Annotated in this window: 15 protein-coding genes; 5 read left to right on the top strand and 10 right to left on the bottom strand. The window is 73.2% G+C overall.

The window, feature by feature from the left end:
• Positions 1–285: 285 nt before the first annotated feature.
• Positions 286–1,161, top strand: a complete 876-nt coding sequence (locus ACFVVU_RS36340; protein WP_380686330.1) for a 3-hydroxybutyryl-CoA dehydrogenase — start codon at positions 286–288, stop codon at positions 1,159–1,161.
• A 412-nt stretch (positions 1,162–1,573) separates the two neighbouring features.
• Here the strand turns inward: ACFVVU_RS36340 and ACFVVU_RS36335 are convergent, their stop codons facing one another.
• The 9 genes from ACFVVU_RS36335 to infC all read right to left on the bottom strand — a co-directional run bounded on the left by ACFVVU_RS36335 (position 1,574) and on the right by infC (position 11,083).
• Complete coding sequence (locus ACFVVU_RS36335) at positions 1,574–2,305, bottom strand: hypothetical protein (RefSeq protein ID WP_380686332.1); 732 nt, start codon at positions 2,303–2,305, stop codon at positions 1,574–1,576.
• A gap of 107 nt (positions 2,306–2,412) precedes the next feature.
• Positions 2,413–3,258, bottom strand: coding sequence for a chitosanase (locus ACFVVU_RS36330; protein ID WP_387794117.1), 846 nt, complete (start codon positions 3,256–3,258; stop codon positions 2,413–2,415).
• A gap of 186 nt (positions 3,259–3,444) precedes the next feature.
• Positions 3,445–5,946 carry a phenylalanine--tRNA ligase subunit beta gene (gene pheT / locus ACFVVU_RS36325; RefSeq protein WP_380687960.1) on the bottom strand — a complete coding sequence of 834 codons (2,502 nt, stop codon included), beginning with the start codon at positions 5,944–5,946 and terminating at the stop codon, positions 3,445–3,447.
• Positions 5,946–7,067, bottom strand: a complete 1,122-nt coding sequence (gene pheS / locus ACFVVU_RS36320; protein WP_355370869.1) for a phenylalanine--tRNA ligase subunit alpha — start codon at positions 7,065–7,067, stop codon at positions 5,946–5,948. Before pheS ends, pheT begins: the two co-directional genes overlap by 1 nt.
• A gap of 248 nt (positions 7,068–7,315) precedes the next feature.
• Positions 7,316–8,419 carry an ATP-binding protein gene (locus ACFVVU_RS36315; protein WP_387794116.1) on the bottom strand — a complete coding sequence of 368 codons (1,104 nt, stop codon included), beginning with the start codon at positions 8,417–8,419 and terminating at the stop codon, positions 7,316–7,318.
• Between the two features lie 122 nt (positions 8,420–8,541).
• Complete coding sequence (locus ACFVVU_RS36310; RefSeq protein WP_387794115.1) at positions 8,542–9,402, bottom strand: TrmH family RNA methyltransferase; 861 nt, start codon at positions 9,400–9,402, stop codon at positions 8,542–8,544.
• Positions 9,403–9,500: 98 nt separating this feature from the next.
• Positions 9,501–9,896: a 50S ribosomal protein L20 gene (gene rplT / locus ACFVVU_RS36305; RefSeq protein ID WP_030395970.1), complete on the bottom strand. Its 396-nt coding sequence runs from the start codon at positions 9,894–9,896 to the stop codon at positions 9,501–9,503.
• 109 nt (positions 9,897–10,005) lie between these two features.
• A complete protein-coding gene (gene rpmI, locus ACFVVU_RS36300) occupies positions 10,006–10,200 on the bottom strand; it encodes a 50S ribosomal protein L35 (protein ID WP_030055648.1) in 195 nt (64 codons plus the stop codon).
• 139 nt (positions 10,201–10,339) lie between these two features.
• The gene (gene infC, locus ACFVVU_RS36295) at positions 10,340–11,083 is read right to left on the bottom strand and encodes a translation initiation factor IF-3 (protein ID WP_387794127.1); all 744 of its coding nucleotides are present in this window, start codon (positions 11,081–11,083) and stop codon (positions 10,340–10,342) included.
• A gap of 460 nt (positions 11,084–11,543) precedes the next feature.
• Between infC and ACFVVU_RS36290 the strand changes: the two genes are divergently transcribed.
• On the top strand, positions 11,544–11,921 hold the full coding sequence (locus tag ACFVVU_RS36290) for a DUF1844 domain-containing protein (RefSeq protein ID WP_380687750.1): 378 nt from the start codon (positions 11,544–11,546) through the stop codon (positions 11,919–11,921).
• 58 nt (positions 11,922–11,979) lie between these two features.
• Here the strand turns inward: ACFVVU_RS36290 and ACFVVU_RS36285 are convergent, their stop codons facing one another.
• Complete coding sequence (locus tag ACFVVU_RS36285; RefSeq protein WP_387794114.1) at positions 11,980–12,753, bottom strand: SseB family protein; 774 nt, start codon at positions 12,751–12,753, stop codon at positions 11,980–11,982.
• A 99-nt stretch (positions 12,754–12,852) separates the two neighbouring features.
• Here ACFVVU_RS36285 and ACFVVU_RS36280 point away from each other — a divergent pair, with 99 nt between their 5' ends.
• The 3 genes from ACFVVU_RS36280 to ACFVVU_RS36270 all read left to right on the top strand — a co-directional run bounded on the left by ACFVVU_RS36280 (position 12,853) and on the right by ACFVVU_RS36270 (position 15,760).
• Positions 12,853–14,082, top strand: a complete 1,230-nt coding sequence (locus ACFVVU_RS36280) for an amino acid deaminase/aldolase (protein WP_387794113.1) — start codon at positions 12,853–12,855, stop codon at positions 14,080–14,082.
• An 80-nt stretch (positions 14,083–14,162) separates the two neighbouring features.
• A complete protein-coding gene (locus tag ACFVVU_RS36275) occupies positions 14,163–14,570 on the top strand; it encodes a hypothetical protein (RefSeq protein ID WP_380687756.1) in 408 nt (135 codons plus the stop codon).
• 269 nt (positions 14,571–14,839) lie between these two features.
• A complete protein-coding gene (locus tag ACFVVU_RS36270) occupies positions 14,840–15,760 on the top strand; it encodes a lytic polysaccharide monooxygenase (protein ID WP_355370890.1) in 921 nt (306 codons plus the stop codon).
• Positions 15,761–15,951 lie beyond the last annotated feature (191 nt).

Raw genomic sequence — 15,951 nt, 5'->3', positions numbered from 1 at the left:
CCCTCCGTCCGTTGGTGACCACCCGCGGTCAGGCCCCGCATTCTGTCGTCCGGGCGGGCGGGGCGTCGCCGGGGCGCCCCCGCGACGCGGGCGGACCCACCCGTTCGGGGGAAGGCGCCGGCCCCCGGGTCGGCCGGGGAGGGGATGACCTACTCGCCGGTAGGGAGTAGTAACGTCGTCGGGACGGTGCACCGGTCCGCACATACCGGTGTCCCGCACCGCCGAACAGCAGCTGCTGGGTCATCTGTCGCTGGGCGACCCCCAGCACCACCGAAGGGCAACTGAGTGAGTGACATCGCGCGCGTCGGAGTGATCGGCTGCGGACTCATGGGGTCGGGCATCGCGGAGGTGTTCGCCCGGGCGGGGCTGGACGTCCTGGTCGCCGAGGCCAGTGGGGAGGCGCTGGAGTTCGGGCGCGCCCGGCTGACCAACTCGCTGGACACCGCCGTGAAGCGCGGAAAGCTGACCGAGGAGCAGCGGGACGAGGCACTGTCCCGCCTGGCGTTCACCGTCGACCTGGCGGACTTCGCCGACCGCGACCTGGTGGTCGAGGCGGTCGCCGAGCGCGCGGACATCAAGGTGAAGATCTTCGAGACCCTGGACCGGGTGGTCGAGCGCCGGGACGCGATCCTCGCCTCGAACACCTCCTCGATCCCGATCGTGAAGCTGGCCGCCGCCACCTCCCGCCCGGAGCAGGTGATCGGCCTGCACTTCTTCAATCCGGCGCCGGTGCAGAAGCTGGTCGAGGTGATCCCGACCCTGACCACCTCGGCGACCACCACCGACCGGGTGGAGGCGTTCGCCACCGAGGTGCTGCAGAAGGCCCCGATCCGGGCCCGGGACCGGGCCGGCTTCGTGGTGAACGCGCTGCTGGTGCCGTACCTGCTGTCGGCGGTGCGGATGTTCGAGTCGGGGGTGGCGACCGCCTCCGACATCGACAAGGGCATGGAGGCCGGCTGCGCCCACCCGATGGGCCCGCTGCGGCTGTGCGACCTGATCGGTCTGGACACCGTCGTCTCGATCGCCGAGTCGATGTACGACGAGTACAAGGAGCCGCTGTACGCCGCTCCCCCGCTGCTGTCGCGGATGGTGGACGCGGGCCTGCTGGGCCGCAAGTCCGGCCGCGGCTTCTACGACTACACGGCGACCGCCACCGCCTGACGTCGGACGCCCGAGGGTCGGGGCGGACGTGACGGGGCCCGGGAGCGGTATCCAGCTCCCGGGCCCCTGGTGTGCCACCCAATTGCTGCGCACCGGCACGTTTAAGGGTGTGGGTCAGTTTCACAGCGTTGCTCTGCCATTGAAGCTACCGCGCCGCGGAGAGGCGCAGACGGGAGTCGAACCCGCATCCCACGCTGTAGCACACACCCGGTCGATCCGGCGCTCGGCGGCGAATGCTGAGACTTGAGCGAGAGTCTGAGTCTTACGGGGCGCCTCTGCCATTGGGCCACTCCGGCACGTGGTGCCGGAGGAGGGATTCGAACCCCCACCGTCTCCCCGGTATCAGCTTCGACTTCAGTGTCAGCTTGCGCTTTTCGCGCCACCCCCGGTCTCACCCGGGGGGCTCGTGGGGCTACCCGAACAGGTAGCCGAAGACCGCGTCGCCGACCCGCCGGTCGTCGACCTCGGCGCCGTTGGCCTCCTCGCGGGCGAACTGGACGGCCTGCTGGAGCTTCTCGACCCGCTCCAGGAGCTCGTTGACCCGCCGGGCGGGCAGGGCCCCGGAGAACTTCACGGTCGTCCAGTAGCCGATCGCGACGTCCTCGTAGTACACCTCGACCTGCGCCGGGTGCTTCTCGGTGGCCTCGGCCTTGACGTGGTTGCGCGGCACCTTCTTGGTGCGGATGGTGCGCACCGCCTCGGTCTTCCAGGAGTCCGTGGACGGGTCGTGGCTCCAGGCCTCCGCGGCGTCCAGGACGGGCAGCTTGCGGACGAAGGTCCGCAGGTCGGTGAGCTGCTTCTCCAGGAAGAGCAGGTAGGTGACCGGCGCGGCGGCGACCAGTGTGCGGCCGTCGACGACGACGTCGGCGCGGGCCTCGGTGTTGGCCCAGTCCTTCGTCGCGGTGACGTCGAACAGCCGGGTGAGGGTGGTGGCCGTGGCCCGCAGCACGTCCTCGGCCTTGACCTGGACGCGGGTGGACTCGGGGGGCAGCTGCTCGCCCTCCTCGTCCTTGGGCTGGTACGTCCGGGAGATGCCGGCCAGCAGCGGGGGCTTCTGCAGATCCTGGTGGGACTGCGTCAGCTCCTGGAAGGACTTCGACTTGACGCCCTTTTCGACGGCGATGATCTGGTTCAGCTTTGCCACGTCGGGGACGCTACCAGCGCGTCCGTTCGGGCGTCATCCGAATAAACGGGCCGGCGGCGGGAGGCCCGGCCGCGCGCCGGACGCACCCGCCACCGCCCGGCGGCGGGTCAGCTGTTGATGGCGTAGCTGTCGCCGTAGACCTTCCACTTCAGCGGCGGGTTGAGGTCGAAGTTGCCGGCGTTGAGGAAGACCAGCTGCTCGGTGTCGACCCGACTGGTGTCGGCGTGCGCCTCCTCCTTCTTCATCACGACCTTGCGGGCCTCCAGGAAGGCCTTGAGGTAGGTGGCCTCGTCGCCGCCCTGGGCGGGGGTCTTCGCCTTCTTCAGGGCGGCGCTGCGGATGCCGCCGAAGCTGTCGGATCCGCTACCGGGGCCGTGCATCACGATGGCGTCGTAGTAGACGAACTGGCCGAGCGCGCGCAGGCCGTCGGCCTTGGCCTGCTTGACCGAGGGGTTGAAGTAGACGCGGTCGCGCTCGTCGTTCTGGGCCTGCTGGAAGACGGTGTCCTTGGCGGCGGTGGCCCAGTCCTTCTCGAAGGCGGAGCCGAGGCCGGCGTGCGAGTCGGTGCCGTTGACCTTGCGCAGCGCCGGGAGGTACTTGGCGAGGATGTTGCCCGCCTTGAGGTCGGTGTAGTGCTCGACGAGTTCGAGCATGTCACCGGTGCCGGAACAGAAGCCGATGATGCCGGCGGTGTAGCCGCGGCCGTCGTTGATGTCCTCGATGTACTTGTACTGGGCCTTCCAGTCGAGGGTGGAGTTCTCGGCGCTGGACACCAGCTGCATGGCGATGTCCTTCTTGTGCGGGTCGTCCAGGCCGACGGCGGCGAGCCGGACGGTGCCCGCGACGGGGGCGGCGTGGACGGTGCCGGCGGCCGCGACGGTGGCCGGGGCGGCGACCAGCAGGGCGGCGAGGGCGAGGCGGGCGGTGCGGGCGGTGCGGTGCTGGGTACGCATCTGACGCTCCGTTTCCCTGGTCCGGGCACGGGGGTGGCCGGACCCGACGAGGAGTTAGGAAAGTTTCCTAACTTGATTGAAGCGTTCACGCCGGGCGCGGCGCAAGGGGACGGTCCGCGATCGCACCGGCACGGCACGCGGAAGGGCCCCGGCCGGCGATCCGGCCGGGGCCCTTCCGACGGGGCGTCAGGCGCCGCGCAGCACCGCGCCCGTACGGGCGACGGCCTCGGCGACGGCGGCCTCGCGGGCGGCGCTCGCCTCGTCGGCGGTCAGCGTCCGGTCCCCGGCGCGGAACCGCAGCGCGTACGCCAGCGACTTCTTGCCCGCGCCGACCTGCTCGCCGGTGAAGACGTCGAACAGCCGGATCGCCTCCAGCAGTTCACCGGCCCCGGCCCGCAGCGCGGCCTCCACGTCGGCGGCCTGCACCGCGTCGTCGACGATCAGCGCGACGTCCTGGGTGGCCACCGGGAAGCCGGAGACCGCCGGGCCGTCGACCCGCACGGCGCCGTCGGCGGCCAGCAGGTCCACGTCCAGCTCCATCGCGGCAGTGCGCTCCGGCAGGCCCAGCGCCTTGACGACGCGCGGGTGCAGCTCACCGGCGTGGCCGACCACCCGGTCGGTGCCGGCCACCACCAGCTCGGCGCAGCGGCCCGGGTGCCACGGCATGAGCCGGCCCTGGCGCACGGTCAGCTCGACGCCGGCGGCACGGGCCACCGTGCGGGCGGCCTCGATGGCGTCGGCCCAGCTCGCCGGAGCGCCCTTGCCCCACCAGCCGGAGGGCAGCCGCTCGCCGGCCAGCGCGACGGCGACCCGGCGCGGCTGGTGCGGCAGCGCGGCGTCCAGCGCCGCCAGCTCCTCGTCGCTGGGCCGGCGGTCGACGGCCGGACGCGGGGCGACCGACAGCTCGTCCTTCGGCAGGAACACGGTGCCCGTCTCGAAGATCGCCAGGTCGGTGTTGCCGCGGCCGACGTTGCGGCGCAGCGCCCCGAGCAGGCCCGGCAGCAGCGTGGTGCGCAGCCCCGGCTCCTCGTCGTTCAGCGGGTTGACCAGGGTGACGGTCCGCCGGCGGCGGTCCTCCGCCTCCAGGCCGAGCGCCTCGAAGGCGGCCTCGCCGACGAACGGGTAGTTGTTGACCTCGACGTAGCCGGCCCCGGCCAGCGCGACGCCGACCCGGCGGTGCATCCGCTGGGCCTCGGTCAGGCCCTTGCCCGGCGGGACGGTGGGCATCCGGGCGGGGACGTTGTCGTAGCCCTCCAGCCGGATGACCTCCTCGGCGAGGTCGTACGGGTCGGTGAGGTCGGGGCGCCAGGTCGGCGGGGTGACCTCCAGGACGTCGGCGCCGGCGACCGAGCAGCCGATCTCCTGCAGGCGCCGGGTGACCGTCTCGCGGCCGTACGCGGTGCCGGCGACCCGGTCGGGCAGGTCGGCGGCGATGGTGATGGTGCGCACCGGGTGCGGGGCGGCGATGTCGGTGACGCCCGCCTCGGCGGTGCCGCCGGCGATCAGCACCAGCAGGTCGACCGCGCGCTGCGCGGCCGCGCGGGCGGCCTCGGGGTCGACGCCGCGCTCGAAGCGCTTGGACGCCTCGGAGGGCAGCTTGTGACGCTTGGCGCCGCGGGCGATGGCGACCGGGTCGAAGTGCGCCGCCTCGATGATCACCTCGGTGGTGCCCGGACCCGCGGCCGGGTCGAGGATCTCGGTGGAGGCGCCGCCCATGACGCCGGCCAGGCCGATCGGGCCGCTGTTGTCGCAGATCAGCAGGTCCTCGGCGGACAGCGTGCGCTTCACGCCGTCCAGCGTGGTGAGGCTCTCGCCGGCCTCGGCGCGGCGGACCACGATCGGGCCGTCGACGCGCTGCTTGTCGTAGGCGTGCAGCGGCTGGCCGACCTCCAGCATCACGTAGTTGGTGATGTCGACGGCCAGCGAGATCGGGCGGATGCCCGCCTTCTGGAGCCGGCGCTGGAGCCAGATCGGGGACTTGGCGGCCGGGTCGAGGCCGACCACGGTGCGGGCCACGAAGCGGTCGCAGCCGGCCGGGTCGTTGACCTTCACCAGGTAGCCGAACGAGTTGGCCGGCGGCACGTCGAGCAGCGCCGGGTCGGCCAGCGGCAGCCCGTACGCGGCGGCGGCCTCGCGGGCCACGCCGCGCATGGACAGGCAGTAGCCGCGGTCCGGGGTGACGGCGATGTCGAGCACCTCGTCGACGAGCTGGAGCAGCTCGATGGCGTCGGTGCCGGGCTCGAACTCGGGCGGCAGCACGATGATGCCGTTGTGGTCGTCGCCCATGCCGAGCTCGCGGGCCGAGCAGATCATGCCGGCCGAGGTCTGGCCGTAGGTCTTGCGGGCCGCGATCGGGAACGGGCCGGGCAGCACGGCGCCGGGGAGCACCACGACGACCTTGTCGCCGACGGCGAAGTTGCTGGCGCCGCAGACGATCTCCTGCGGCTCGCCGGTGCCGTTGGCGTCGCCGACGTTGACGAAGCAGTGCCGGATCGGCTTCTTGAAGCCGGTCAGCTCCTCGATGGAGAGCACCTCGCCGACCACCAGCGGGCCCTTGAGGTCGCCGCCGAGCTGCTCGACGGTCTCGACCTCCAGGCCGGCGCGGACCAGCCGCTCGGCCACGTCGCGGCCGGTCTCACCGGCCGGCAGGTCGACGTACTCGCGCAGCCAGGAAAGCGGGACGCGCATCAGATCTCCATCCCGAACGGGAGGGTGAAGCGCACGTCACCCTCGACCATGTCGCGCATGTCGGCGACGTTGTGACGGTTCATCAGGATCCGCTCCAGGCCCAGGCCGAAGGCGAACCCGCTGTAGCGGTTGGGGTCCACGCCGCAGGCGACGAGCACCCGCGGGTTGACCACGCCGCAGCCGCCGAGCTCGATCCAGCCCTCGGAGCCGCAGGTGCGGCAGGGGCGGTCCGGGTTGCCGACCGACTCGCCGCGGCACACGAAGCACTGCAGGTCGATCTCGGCGCTCGGCTCGGTGAACGGGAAGTAGGAGGGCCGCCAGCGCAGCTCCAGGCCGTCGCCGATCAGGGTCGAGACCAGCTGCTCGATGGTGCCCTTGAGGTCGGCGAAGGTGATGCCCTCGTCCACGGCCAGGCCCTCGACCTGGCGGAAGACCGGGGTGTGGGTGGCGTCCAGCTCGTCGGTGCGGTAGACCCGGCCGGGGCAGACCACGTAGACGGGGGGCTCGCGGTCGAGCAGGGTGCGGGCCTGGACCGGGGAGGTCTGGGTGCGCAGCACCACGCCGGAGTCGGCGGAGCCGTCCGGGGCCTGCACGAAGAAGGTGTCCTGCATGGAGCGGGCCGGGTGGTCCGGGCCCAGGTTGAGGGCGTCGAAGTTGAGCCACTCGGCCTCGACCTCGGGGCCCTCGGCGACCTGGTAGCCCATCGCGACGAAGGTGTCCTCGATGCGCTCGGCCAGCGTGGTCAGCGGGTGGCGGGCGCCGCGCGGGGTGCGGTCGTAGGGCAGCGTGACGTCCACCGCCTCCTCGACCAGCACACGGGCGTCGCGCTCGGCCTCCAGTTCGGCCTGCCGCTTGGCGAGCGCCTGGTTGACGGCGCCCCGGGCCTGGCCGATCAGCTTGCCGGCCGCGGCCTTGGCGTGCGGGGGCAGGGCGCCGATCTCGCGGTTGGCGAGGGACAGGGCGGAGCGGTCGCCGGTGTGGGCGACCTTGGCCTGCTTCAGCTCGTCGAGGCTGGTGGCGGCGGCGAACGCGGCGACGGCCTCGTCCCGGGCCGCCTCCACCACCTCGGGCTTGAGGGCCTCGACCTCGACCGGGTCGTACGACTTGTTGGGTGCCGACATCTCTATCTTTCCCGTGCTCCTGCTCGTCCGTGCTCAGGTAAGGGGGCTCGTGCCTTCGCGTCACGCCCGACGTGGCCGGGGCACGGGCAGCCGTTCTCCGAACCGGGGAGGCGGGGTGTCCGCGGCGCGGCCGCGCGGGGCGTTCCACAACGCCAAAGGTCGAGTGTAGTCGCAGCGCGTAGCGCGACCGCCGTCAAGCCCGCCCGGTGGGCCGCCCGCGACAGGTGGTGCCTGCCGTCCACGCTCGTTCAGAGCATGAAGTCGGGGATCCCGGCGGGCAGGATGAATCGGAACCGGGCGCCGCCGCCGGGCGCGCGGTCGACGCGGATCGAGCCGCCGTGGGCCTCCACGATGCCCTTGACGATGTAGAGGCCGAGCCCGGTGCCGCCGCGCTTGGAGCCGCGCCAGAAGCGGGTGAAGACGCGCGGCACCGCTTCCTCGGGGATGCCGCTGCCTTCGTCGCTCACGGTGACCGCTGTGCCTTCCACGATGCGGGGCGGGGCGCCGGGGCGCTCCCAGACGGGGGCCTCGACGACCTCCTTGGCCGGTGCCACCTCGATGGTGACAGTTCCCTCGCCGTGCCGCACCGCGTTTTCCAGCAGGTTGGCGAGCACCTGGTCGACCTTGTCCGGGTCGGCCCACAGCACGGTGAGCGGCTCGCTGACCCGGACGTCGAAGCGGTCCTCGGGGATGCCGGTGGCGACCTTGCGCTCGACGTGCCGGCGCACGGCGGCGGCCAGGTCGACGACCTGCTTGCGCAGCTCCAGCCGGCCGGCGTCGATCCGGGAGATGTCCAGCAGCTCGGCGATCAGCCGGGTGACCCGGTCGGCGTCGGCGTCCACGGTCTCCAGCATCAGCCGCTTCTGCCCGTCGGTGAACCGCTCCCACTTGGCGAGCAGGGTCGCGGTGAACCCCTTGACGCTGGTGAGCGGCGAGCGCAGCTCGTGCGCCACGGTGGCGATCAGCTCGGCGTGGCTGCGCTCGGTGCGCCGGCGCGCCTCGGTGCCGCGCAGGGCGATCACCAGCCGCTCCAGCGGGCCGCCCGGGTACGCGCGGACGTAGCGGGCGGAGACCAGCACCTCACGGCCGCCGGGCAGCAGCAGGTTGCGCTCCGGCTGGCCGGTGCGCACCGCCAGGCCGCCGTACGGGTCGGTCAGCTGCCACCAGCGGCGGCCGTCGAGGTCCTCCAGCGGCAGGACGTCCTCCAGCTCGCTGCCGAGCGCGGCCTGCGGGAGCACGCCGGTCAGCCGGGCGGCGGCGCGGTTGAAGCAGGTCACCCGGCCCAGGGCGTCGGCGACCACCAGGCCGTCCGGCAGGTCGTCCGGGTCCAGTTCTGCCCCGCTGCCGACCATGGGTGTCCTCCCCGATTACCCACCGTGTCTTTCCCCCCACCGAGGCAGACCCTAGCGCCTCGCAGCCCCCGGTAGTAGGGCCCACGTCGACTTGCCGCCGCGGGTCGGCGCCCGGGTCGGCCCTAGGCTCGGCAGCCGCCGGGCGAACGCTGGGCGCGGGCCGAGGCGTAGAGGCAGACGGCGGCGGCGGTGGCCAGGTTGAGGCTCTCGGCGTGGCCGTGGATCGGCACGCGCACCACCTCGTCGGTCAGTGCGCGGGTCTCCTCCGGGAGCCCCCACGCCTCGTTGCCGAACACCCATGCGCCCGGCGCGCCCAGGGTGCCCTCGTCGAGCTCCCGGTCGAGGTCGCGCTCCCCCGCGCCGTCGGCGGCGAGCACCCGCACCCCGGCCTCGCGCAGCCGGCCGATCGCCTCCTCGACCGGCACGCCGACGGCGACCGGGAGGTGGAAGAGGCTGCCGACCGAGGCCCGCACGGCCTTCGGGTTGTAGAGGTCGACGGAGGCGTCGGTCAGCACCACGGCGTCCGCGCCGGCCGCGTCGGCGGTGCGCAGCACGGTGCCGGCGTTGCCGGGGTCGCGCACGTGGGCGAGCACCGCGACCAGCTTGGGGCGGGCGGCGAGCACGTCGGTGAAGGGCGTGTCGATGAAGCGGCAGAGCGCGACGATGCCCTGCGGGGTCACCGTGTCGCAGATCTCGGCGACGACCTCGTCGGTGGCGGTCAGCACCGGCAGCCCCTCGGCCAGGGCGGCCTCGACGATGCCGGCGTGCCGCTCGGCGGCGTCCGGCGTCGCGTAGACCTCGACCACGGCGTGCTCACCGGTGCCCGGCAGCCTGCCGAAGGCGACGGCCTCGCGCACGGCCTGCGGGCCCTCGGCGAGGAAGCGGCGCTCCTTGCCGCGCTGGCTCCGCTTGGCGAGCCGCCGGGCGGCGACCACCCGGGGCGAACGCAGCGAGGTGAGCAGGGGGATGTCGGTGCTGGGCATGGTCTCGTTCTCCGGAGGCGCTGAAGGAGGGGGCAAAGCAGGACCGGACCCGCAGGCGAGCCTGCGGGTCCGGTCAGAGCTCAACCGATCTCGGAAGATCAGGCGGCGTCGGCGGCGGCCTTCGGGGCGTTCACGTCGGCCGGCAGCGCCTTCTGGGCCACCTCGACCAGGGCGGCGAAGGCACCCGGGTCGTTGACGGCCAGGTCGGCCAGCATCTTGCGGTCGATCTCGACGCTGGCGGCCTTCAGGCCCTGCACGAAGCGGTTGTAGGTGATGCCGTTGGCACGGGCCGCAGCGTTGATGCGCTGGATCCACAGCTGACGGAAGTCGCCCTTGCGCTTCTTGCGGTCGTTGAAGTTGTAGACCAGCGAGTGGGTGACCTGCTCCTTGGCCTTGCGGTACAGGCGCGAGCGCTGGCCGCGGTAGCCGCTGGCGCGCTCCAGGATGACCCGGCGCTTCTTGTGGGCGTTGACTGCCCGCTTGACGCGTGCCACTTGATTACTCCTTGGGTTGGACCACGGACTACTTCACGTGGTCCGTCATTCGAATGGGTCGGGAAGGATCAGCTGCCCCGCACGCGGCTCGCGCCGGGCGGGAGGGCGATCACTTGCCGAGAAGCTTCTTGATCTTCTTGGCGTCGGCGGGGGCCAGCTCGACCGTCCCGGCCAGCTTGCGGGTCAGCGTGGAGGGCTTGTGCTCCAGGAGGTGGCGGCGGCCGGCGCGCTCGCGCAGCACCTTGCCAGAGCCACTGATCTTGAAGCGCTTGCTGGCGCCACTGTGCGTCTTCTGCTTCGGCATTTCGCCGTATCTCCTCGTCGGTCCGTCCACGCCCGCGCGGTGTGCGCCGCGCGGGCGTGAAGGATGGATCTGCGGTGACCGGGCGGGGCGCCCCGTCACCCTGGTGGCCGGTCTCCCGGACCTTCCTGACCTGGGGAGGTCAGGCGCCCTGGGAGGCCTCGGCCGGCTGCTCGACCGGAGCGGCGGCCTCGGCGGCCTCCGTCTCGGCGGCGGCGTCCTGGGCCTCGACGGCGTCCTGGGCCTCGACGGCGTCCTGGGCCTCGGCGGGCTCGTCGGACTCGGCGATGTCCTCGTCCGCACCGGCGGCGCGGCCCAGACGCTCGGCCTTGCGGGCGTCCGCGGCGGCGCGAGCCTCGGCCATCGCCTCGGTCTTCTTCTTGTGCGGGCCGAGAACCATGATCATGTTACGGCCGTCCTGCTTCGGCGAGGACTCGACGAAGCCCAGGTCCTGGACGTCGTCGGCGAGCCGCTGGAGCAGACGGAAACCCAGCTCGGGGCGGGACTGCTCACGACCGCGGAACATGATCGTGATCTTGACCTTGTCGCCCTGCTTGAGGAACCGGACGACGTGACCCTTCTTGGTGTCATAGTCGTGCGGGTCGATCTTCGGCCGGAGCTTCATCTCCTTGATGACCGTGTGCGCCTGGTTCTTGCGCGCCTCACGGGCCTTCATGGCCGACTCGTACTTGAACTTGCCGTAGTCCATGAGCTTGCACACCGGCGGCCGGGCGGTCGCCGCGACCTCGACCAGGTCGAGGTCGTACTCCTGCGCGAGCTCCAGCGCCTTGGCAAGCGGCACGATGCCGACCTGCTCGCCGCTGGGACCGACGAGTCGCACCTCGGGGACGCGAATCCGGTCGTTGATGCGGGGCTCGGTGCTGATGGGGCCTCCTCGGTTGCACCTTCTGCGATGCGGCCGTCGGACGGCGGTCGCACGTAGTGGACTCGACCACTGGGCGGGGCTTCATTCGTGCTGCGCTGTGCCCGGCTCCGTTCGGCCGTTCACACCGCGACACGAAAAAAGCCCCGCTCGGTACAAGCGGGGCTCCACACAACCGGGGGCGGCACCCGGTGAGGGGCGCTGCGGCGACCGTCGGCACACTGGGCGCCCGTCGCGGACCGGACCCGTCGACCGTGAGGCCGATCAGGTGGGAGACTTTCGCGGTTGCCCTCTCGGGCCTCCTGGGTGGAGCCTCCACTTGCTGGCCGGACCTCCGTGAGGACGTCTGGCCGGTCAGTCTCGAAGCATACAGCGCCAGGGGGTCGAACGCTATTCCGCCCCCGCGCACCCCGGCTTGTACGCTCCCTGTGTACGGACACCGGCACGACGGAACGAGCCACCTTTGAGCAGCGAGCCCACCCAGAACCCCGCCGCGGACGACGAGGCGATCGGCTTCGACGACCTCACCCGGGACATCGCCGAGGTCCCGGCCGTCGAGGTGATCACCACCGTCGCGGTGCACCTGATGAGCGCCGCCGCCGTGAAGTGCGGCCTCGCCGAGGGCGGCGAGAAGGACAAGGACCTCGACGAGGCCCGCAAGCTCATCACCGCGCTGGCCGGACTGGTCACCGCCGGCGCCCCGGAGATCAGCAACTTCCACGCCGCGCCGCTGCGCGACGGCCTGCGCTCGCTGCAGCTGGCCTTCCGCGAGGCCTCGATCGTCCCGGACGCCCCGGGTACCGGGCCGGGCGAGAAGTTCACCGGTCCGGTCTACTCCTGAGACCCCGACGGTTGCGTCTCGTGTGTCACGTGACACACGAGACGCAACCGCGACGTTCCTACCGCCGGTAGAGCGGCTCGCCCGGCAGCCCGGCGCTCGCCGGCAGCACCGCCAGGTCCAGCCCTCGGTCCAGCCGCACCCGCAGCACCGGGTCGGCGGCCACCGCCTGCCCGACCCGCTGCGCGGCCGCCTGCATCCCGGCCTGGTCCAGCGCCGGGTCCAGGAGCACCGCGAGCACCCCGTCCGAGTCCTCCGCCGGCGCCAGCAGCCCGGCCGTCACCTGCGGCTCGGCCGCCAGCAGCGCCCGGACCGCCTCGCGCACCTGCGGGTCGGCGGCCGGCGGCAGGTAGGGCCGGTTCTCCGCCAGCGCCCGCAGCCGGGCCCCGGACAGCTGGAACGGCACCGGCCCGGCCGGGTCCACCAGCAGGGTGTCCGCCCGCTCGGAGAAGGCCACCATCGCGGCCTGCGGGGCGGCGGTGGGCGCCGGACGGGCGTCCGCGCGCCAGCGGGCCAGCGACTCCAACGAGGTGAAGGCCGGCAGCGCGCGCCGGCCGTCGGCGGCCTCCAGCACCGGGACGGCCATGTCGCTGGTCTTCTCGTGGCGGTGCCCGTGCGCGTCCACCTCGACCTCGCCGAGGATCGCGACGATCGGCACCATCAGCCGGGTGGGCGTCAGCGCCGCGAGCACCTCGGGCTCGGCGGCGCGGTCCTGCGCCCAACGGGCGAGCGCGGCGGCGAGCGCCGGGTCGGCGGTGCCGTCGTCGCCGGAGAAACCCGGGTCGGGGATGTTCTTGCCGACGAACGCCGGGTTCGAGAAGTCTTTGCGGTCCACCCGGCCGACCCTATGCCACGGCCCCGCGCCCCCACACGGACCGAAGGTCCCCCGTCCGTCCCCTACCCGCGGGTAGACCCGCTGTGGCAGTCTGCGCGCATGGCCACGCTCGAAGCCTCCGCCGCCCACCCCGCCCCCTCGCCGGCCGCCGACCGCGCCCGGTACGACCGGGCCACCGCCCACCTGGACGGCCCGGTGGCCGTCCTCGACCTGGCGGCCTTCGACGCCAACGCGGCGGACCTGGTGCGCCGGGCCGCCGGCAAGCCGATCCGGGTGGCCAGCAAGTCGGTGCGCTGCCGCGCCCTCCTGGAGCGGGTGCTGGCCGTGCGCGGCTTCGCCGGGGTGATGAGCTTCACCCTCGCCGAGTCGCTCTGGCTGGCCCGCTCCGGGCTGCGCGACGTCCTGCTCGCCTACCCCTCCAGCGACCGGGCGGGCTTCGCCGAGCTGACCGCCGACCCGGAGCTCGCCGCCGCCGTCACCGTGGTGCTGGACGACCCCACCCAGCTGGACCTGGTCGACGCCGCCCGGACCGGCCCCGCCGAGGTGCGGGTCTGCCTGGAGCTGGACACCTCACTTCACCTGCTCGGCGGCCGGGTACGGGTCGGCGCCCGCCGCTCCCCGCTGCGCACCCCCGAGGACGTGGCCGCCTTCGCCGAGCTGGTGCAGCGCCGCCGGGGCTTCCGGGTGGTCGGGCTGATGGCCTACGAGGGACACGTCGCCGGGGTGGGCGACGCGGTGCCCGGGCGCCCGGTGCGCTCCGCACTGGTGCGGGTGATGCAGGCCCGGGCGCGGGCCGAGCTGGCCGAGCGCCGGGCGGCCACGGTGCGGCTGCTGCGCCGGGTGGCCGAGCTGGAGTTCGTCAACGGCGGCGGCACCGGCAGCGTCGAGTCGACGGTGGCCGAGCGCGCGGTGACCGAGGTGGCGGCCGGGTCCGGGCTCTACCAGCCGCAGCTGTTCGACCACTACCGGGCGTTCCGCGGCCGGCCGGCGGCGCTGTTCGGCCAGCCGGTGGTGCGCCGCCCCGGGGTGGGCGTGGTGACCGTGCTCGGCGGCGGCTACCCGGCGTCCGGCGCGGCCGGCCCGGACCGCTCCCCCGTGCCCTACCTGCCGCCGGGGCTGCGCTACGACCCGATGGAGGGGGCCGGCGAGGTGCAGACGCCGCTGCTCGGCGCGGCCGCCGACGACCTGCTGATCGGCGACCGGGTCTGGTTCCGGCACGCCAAGGCGGGGGAACTCTGCGAGCGGTTCGCCGAGTTGCACCTGGTGGAGGGCGACGCGGTGGTGCGCACCGTACCGACCTACCGGGGCGAGGGGCGGACCTTCCTCTGAGCGGCGCGCCCGCGCTCCACCCGGGGCCGCGGTTCCACTACCGTGGGGGAGCGGACCGGAACGGACGAAGGGGGGAGGCCGTGGAGGCCGAGATCGCACAGCTGGTGACCACGGGCGCCACGACGGTGGTCGGACTGATGGCCACCGAGGCCTGGACGCAGCTGCGTTCCCGGCTCGCGGGACTGCTGGGGCGCGGCCGGGACGCCGAGGAGGTGTCCGCCGAGCTGGAGGAGATCCGGGTCGAGGTGGTCCGGGCGGACGGCGACGAGGAGCTGGTCGACGACCAGAGGGCCGAGCTGCGCAACCGGATCCGCCGGCTGCTGCGCCAGGACCCGCAGGTGGCGGAGGAACTGCGCGCCCTGCTGGAGGAGTTCACTCCGAGGCAGCCGCAGTCGGTCGTGGTGCACCACACCGTCAACACGGTGCGCGACTCGACGGTGCGCGGCACCGTCATCCAGACCGGCGCGCAGATCAGGCGGGGGCAGTAGACCGCCCGGGGGGCGGCGGAGAACCTTGGTCCCACCTTAAGCAGGCCCGAAGGGATGCCTAACCCAGGCGCCCCGTCGGGCCTTTGCGCTGCTCGAAGGGCCACATTCCGTCAAAAAGTGGCCCACGACGCACTATTGCCAGCTGGTCTAGTCCAATCATACGCTCCCCCCAGGGGCGCCGCGCCGGGTCGGCGGGCCCCTCGGGCAGACGTGCCCGGCAGTTCCCCCCACAGCCTCGACCCGGTTCACGGTCAAGGAGTCCCCACCCCATGTCCATCAAGCGAACCGCCATGTCCGTCGGCGTCGTCGGCGCCGCGTTCCTCTCCGTCTCGGCCGTCGGCATCGGCACGGCCTCCGCCCACGGCACCGTCACCAACCCGGTCAGCCGGGTCGCGGCCTGCTACGCGGAGGGCCCGGAGACCCCCAAGTCGCAGATCTGCAAGGACGTCGTCGCGCTCGGCGGCACCCAGCCGCTGTACGACTGGAACGAGGTCAACCTCCCCAGCGTCAACGGCGCCCACCAGGCGCAGATCCCGGACGGCAAGCTCTGCTCCGCCGGCCGCGACAAGTACAAGGCGCTGGACCTGCCGCGCGCCGACTGGCCGGCCAGCCCGGTCTCCGCGGGCAAGGTCAACTTCAACTTCCGGGTCACCGCCGCCCACCAGGGCAACCAGACCATCTACATCACCAAGCAGAGCTGGGACCCGACCCAGCCGCTGAAGTGGTCCGACCTCGACGCCGTCCCGGTCGCCCAGGTGGCCACCTCCCGCACCTCGGACAACGGCTACTACAACTACACCGGCACCCTGCCGCAGCGCACCGGCCGTCAGCTGCTCTACATGGTGTGGCAGCGCACCGACAGCCCGGAGGCGTTCTACAGCTGCTCCGACGTCGACTTCGGCAAGGGCGGCACCGCCGCCGCCGCGTCGGCGCTCACCGCCCAGGCCCCGGCCGCGCCCAGCGAGGCGCAGATCGCCGCCGGCCAGTCCAAGTCCACCGTCGCCCACCACGGGCACGGCGGCAACGCCGAGGAGCCCGCCGGCAAGGTCGTCGCGGCCGACAGCGCGGCGGTGGGTGGCGGTTCCGCCACCGGCCCGCTGCTGCTGACCGGTGCCGCCGCGATCGGCGTCGGCTGGGCCGGCATGGTGCTCCGGCGCCGTCGGGTCGAGGCTGTGCGACACGACGGCTGACCGCCGGAAGCCGGGGCCGGGCCGCTCCATCCCCCGTTCGGCCCCGCCCCGGCCGATCCACCGGCAGTGAGAACGGCGGCGGGGGGGCCCGCGGGCGCAGCGGGGGGGCGCCGCCCGGGGGGGGGGGCGAGCGCCGGCGCGGGGTTGGGGGGGGCGCGCGGGGGGGGGGGCTCGGTGGGGGCTCCCCACAC

The organism is Kitasatospora sp. NPDC057965 (genome assembly GCF_042887135.1).
GTDB lineage: Bacteria > Actinomycetota > Actinomycetes > Streptomycetales > Streptomycetaceae > Kitasatospora.
The sequence above is the reverse complement of the archived record's forward strand: the minus strand, read 5'-3'. Positions and strand labels throughout refer to the sequence as shown.

Coding starts and splice junctions, on each gene's coding strand:
- ACFVVU_RS36330 (WP_387794117.1), bottom strand. CDS start 3,258: ATGCGTACCCAGCACCGCACCGCCCGCACCGCCCGCCTCGCCCTCGCC.
- pheT (WP_380687960.1), bottom strand. CDS start 5,946: ATGCGCGTCCCGCTTTCCTGGCTGCGCGAGTACGTCGACCTGCCGGCC.
- pheS (WP_355370869.1), bottom strand. CDS start 7,067: ATGTCGGCACCCAACAAGTCGTACGACCCGGTCGAGGTCGAGGCCCTC.
- ACFVVU_RS36315 (WP_387794116.1), bottom strand. CDS start 8,419: ATGGTCGGCAGCGGGGCAGAACTGGACCCGGACGACCTGCCGGACGGC.
- ACFVVU_RS36310 (WP_387794115.1), bottom strand. CDS start 9,402: ATGCCCAGCACCGACATCCCCCTGCTCACCTCGCTGCGTTCGCCCCGG.
- rpmI (WP_030055648.1), bottom strand. CDS start 10,200: ATGCCGAAGCAGAAGACGCACAGTGGCGCCAGCAAGCGCTTCAAGATC.
- ACFVVU_RS36280 (WP_387794113.1), top strand. CDS start 12,853: ATGGCCACGCTCGAAGCCTCCGCCGCCCACCCCGCCCCCTCGCCGGCC.
- ACFVVU_RS36270 (WP_355370890.1), top strand. CDS start 14,840: ATGTCCATCAAGCGAACCGCCATGTCCGTCGGCGTCGTCGGCGCCGCG.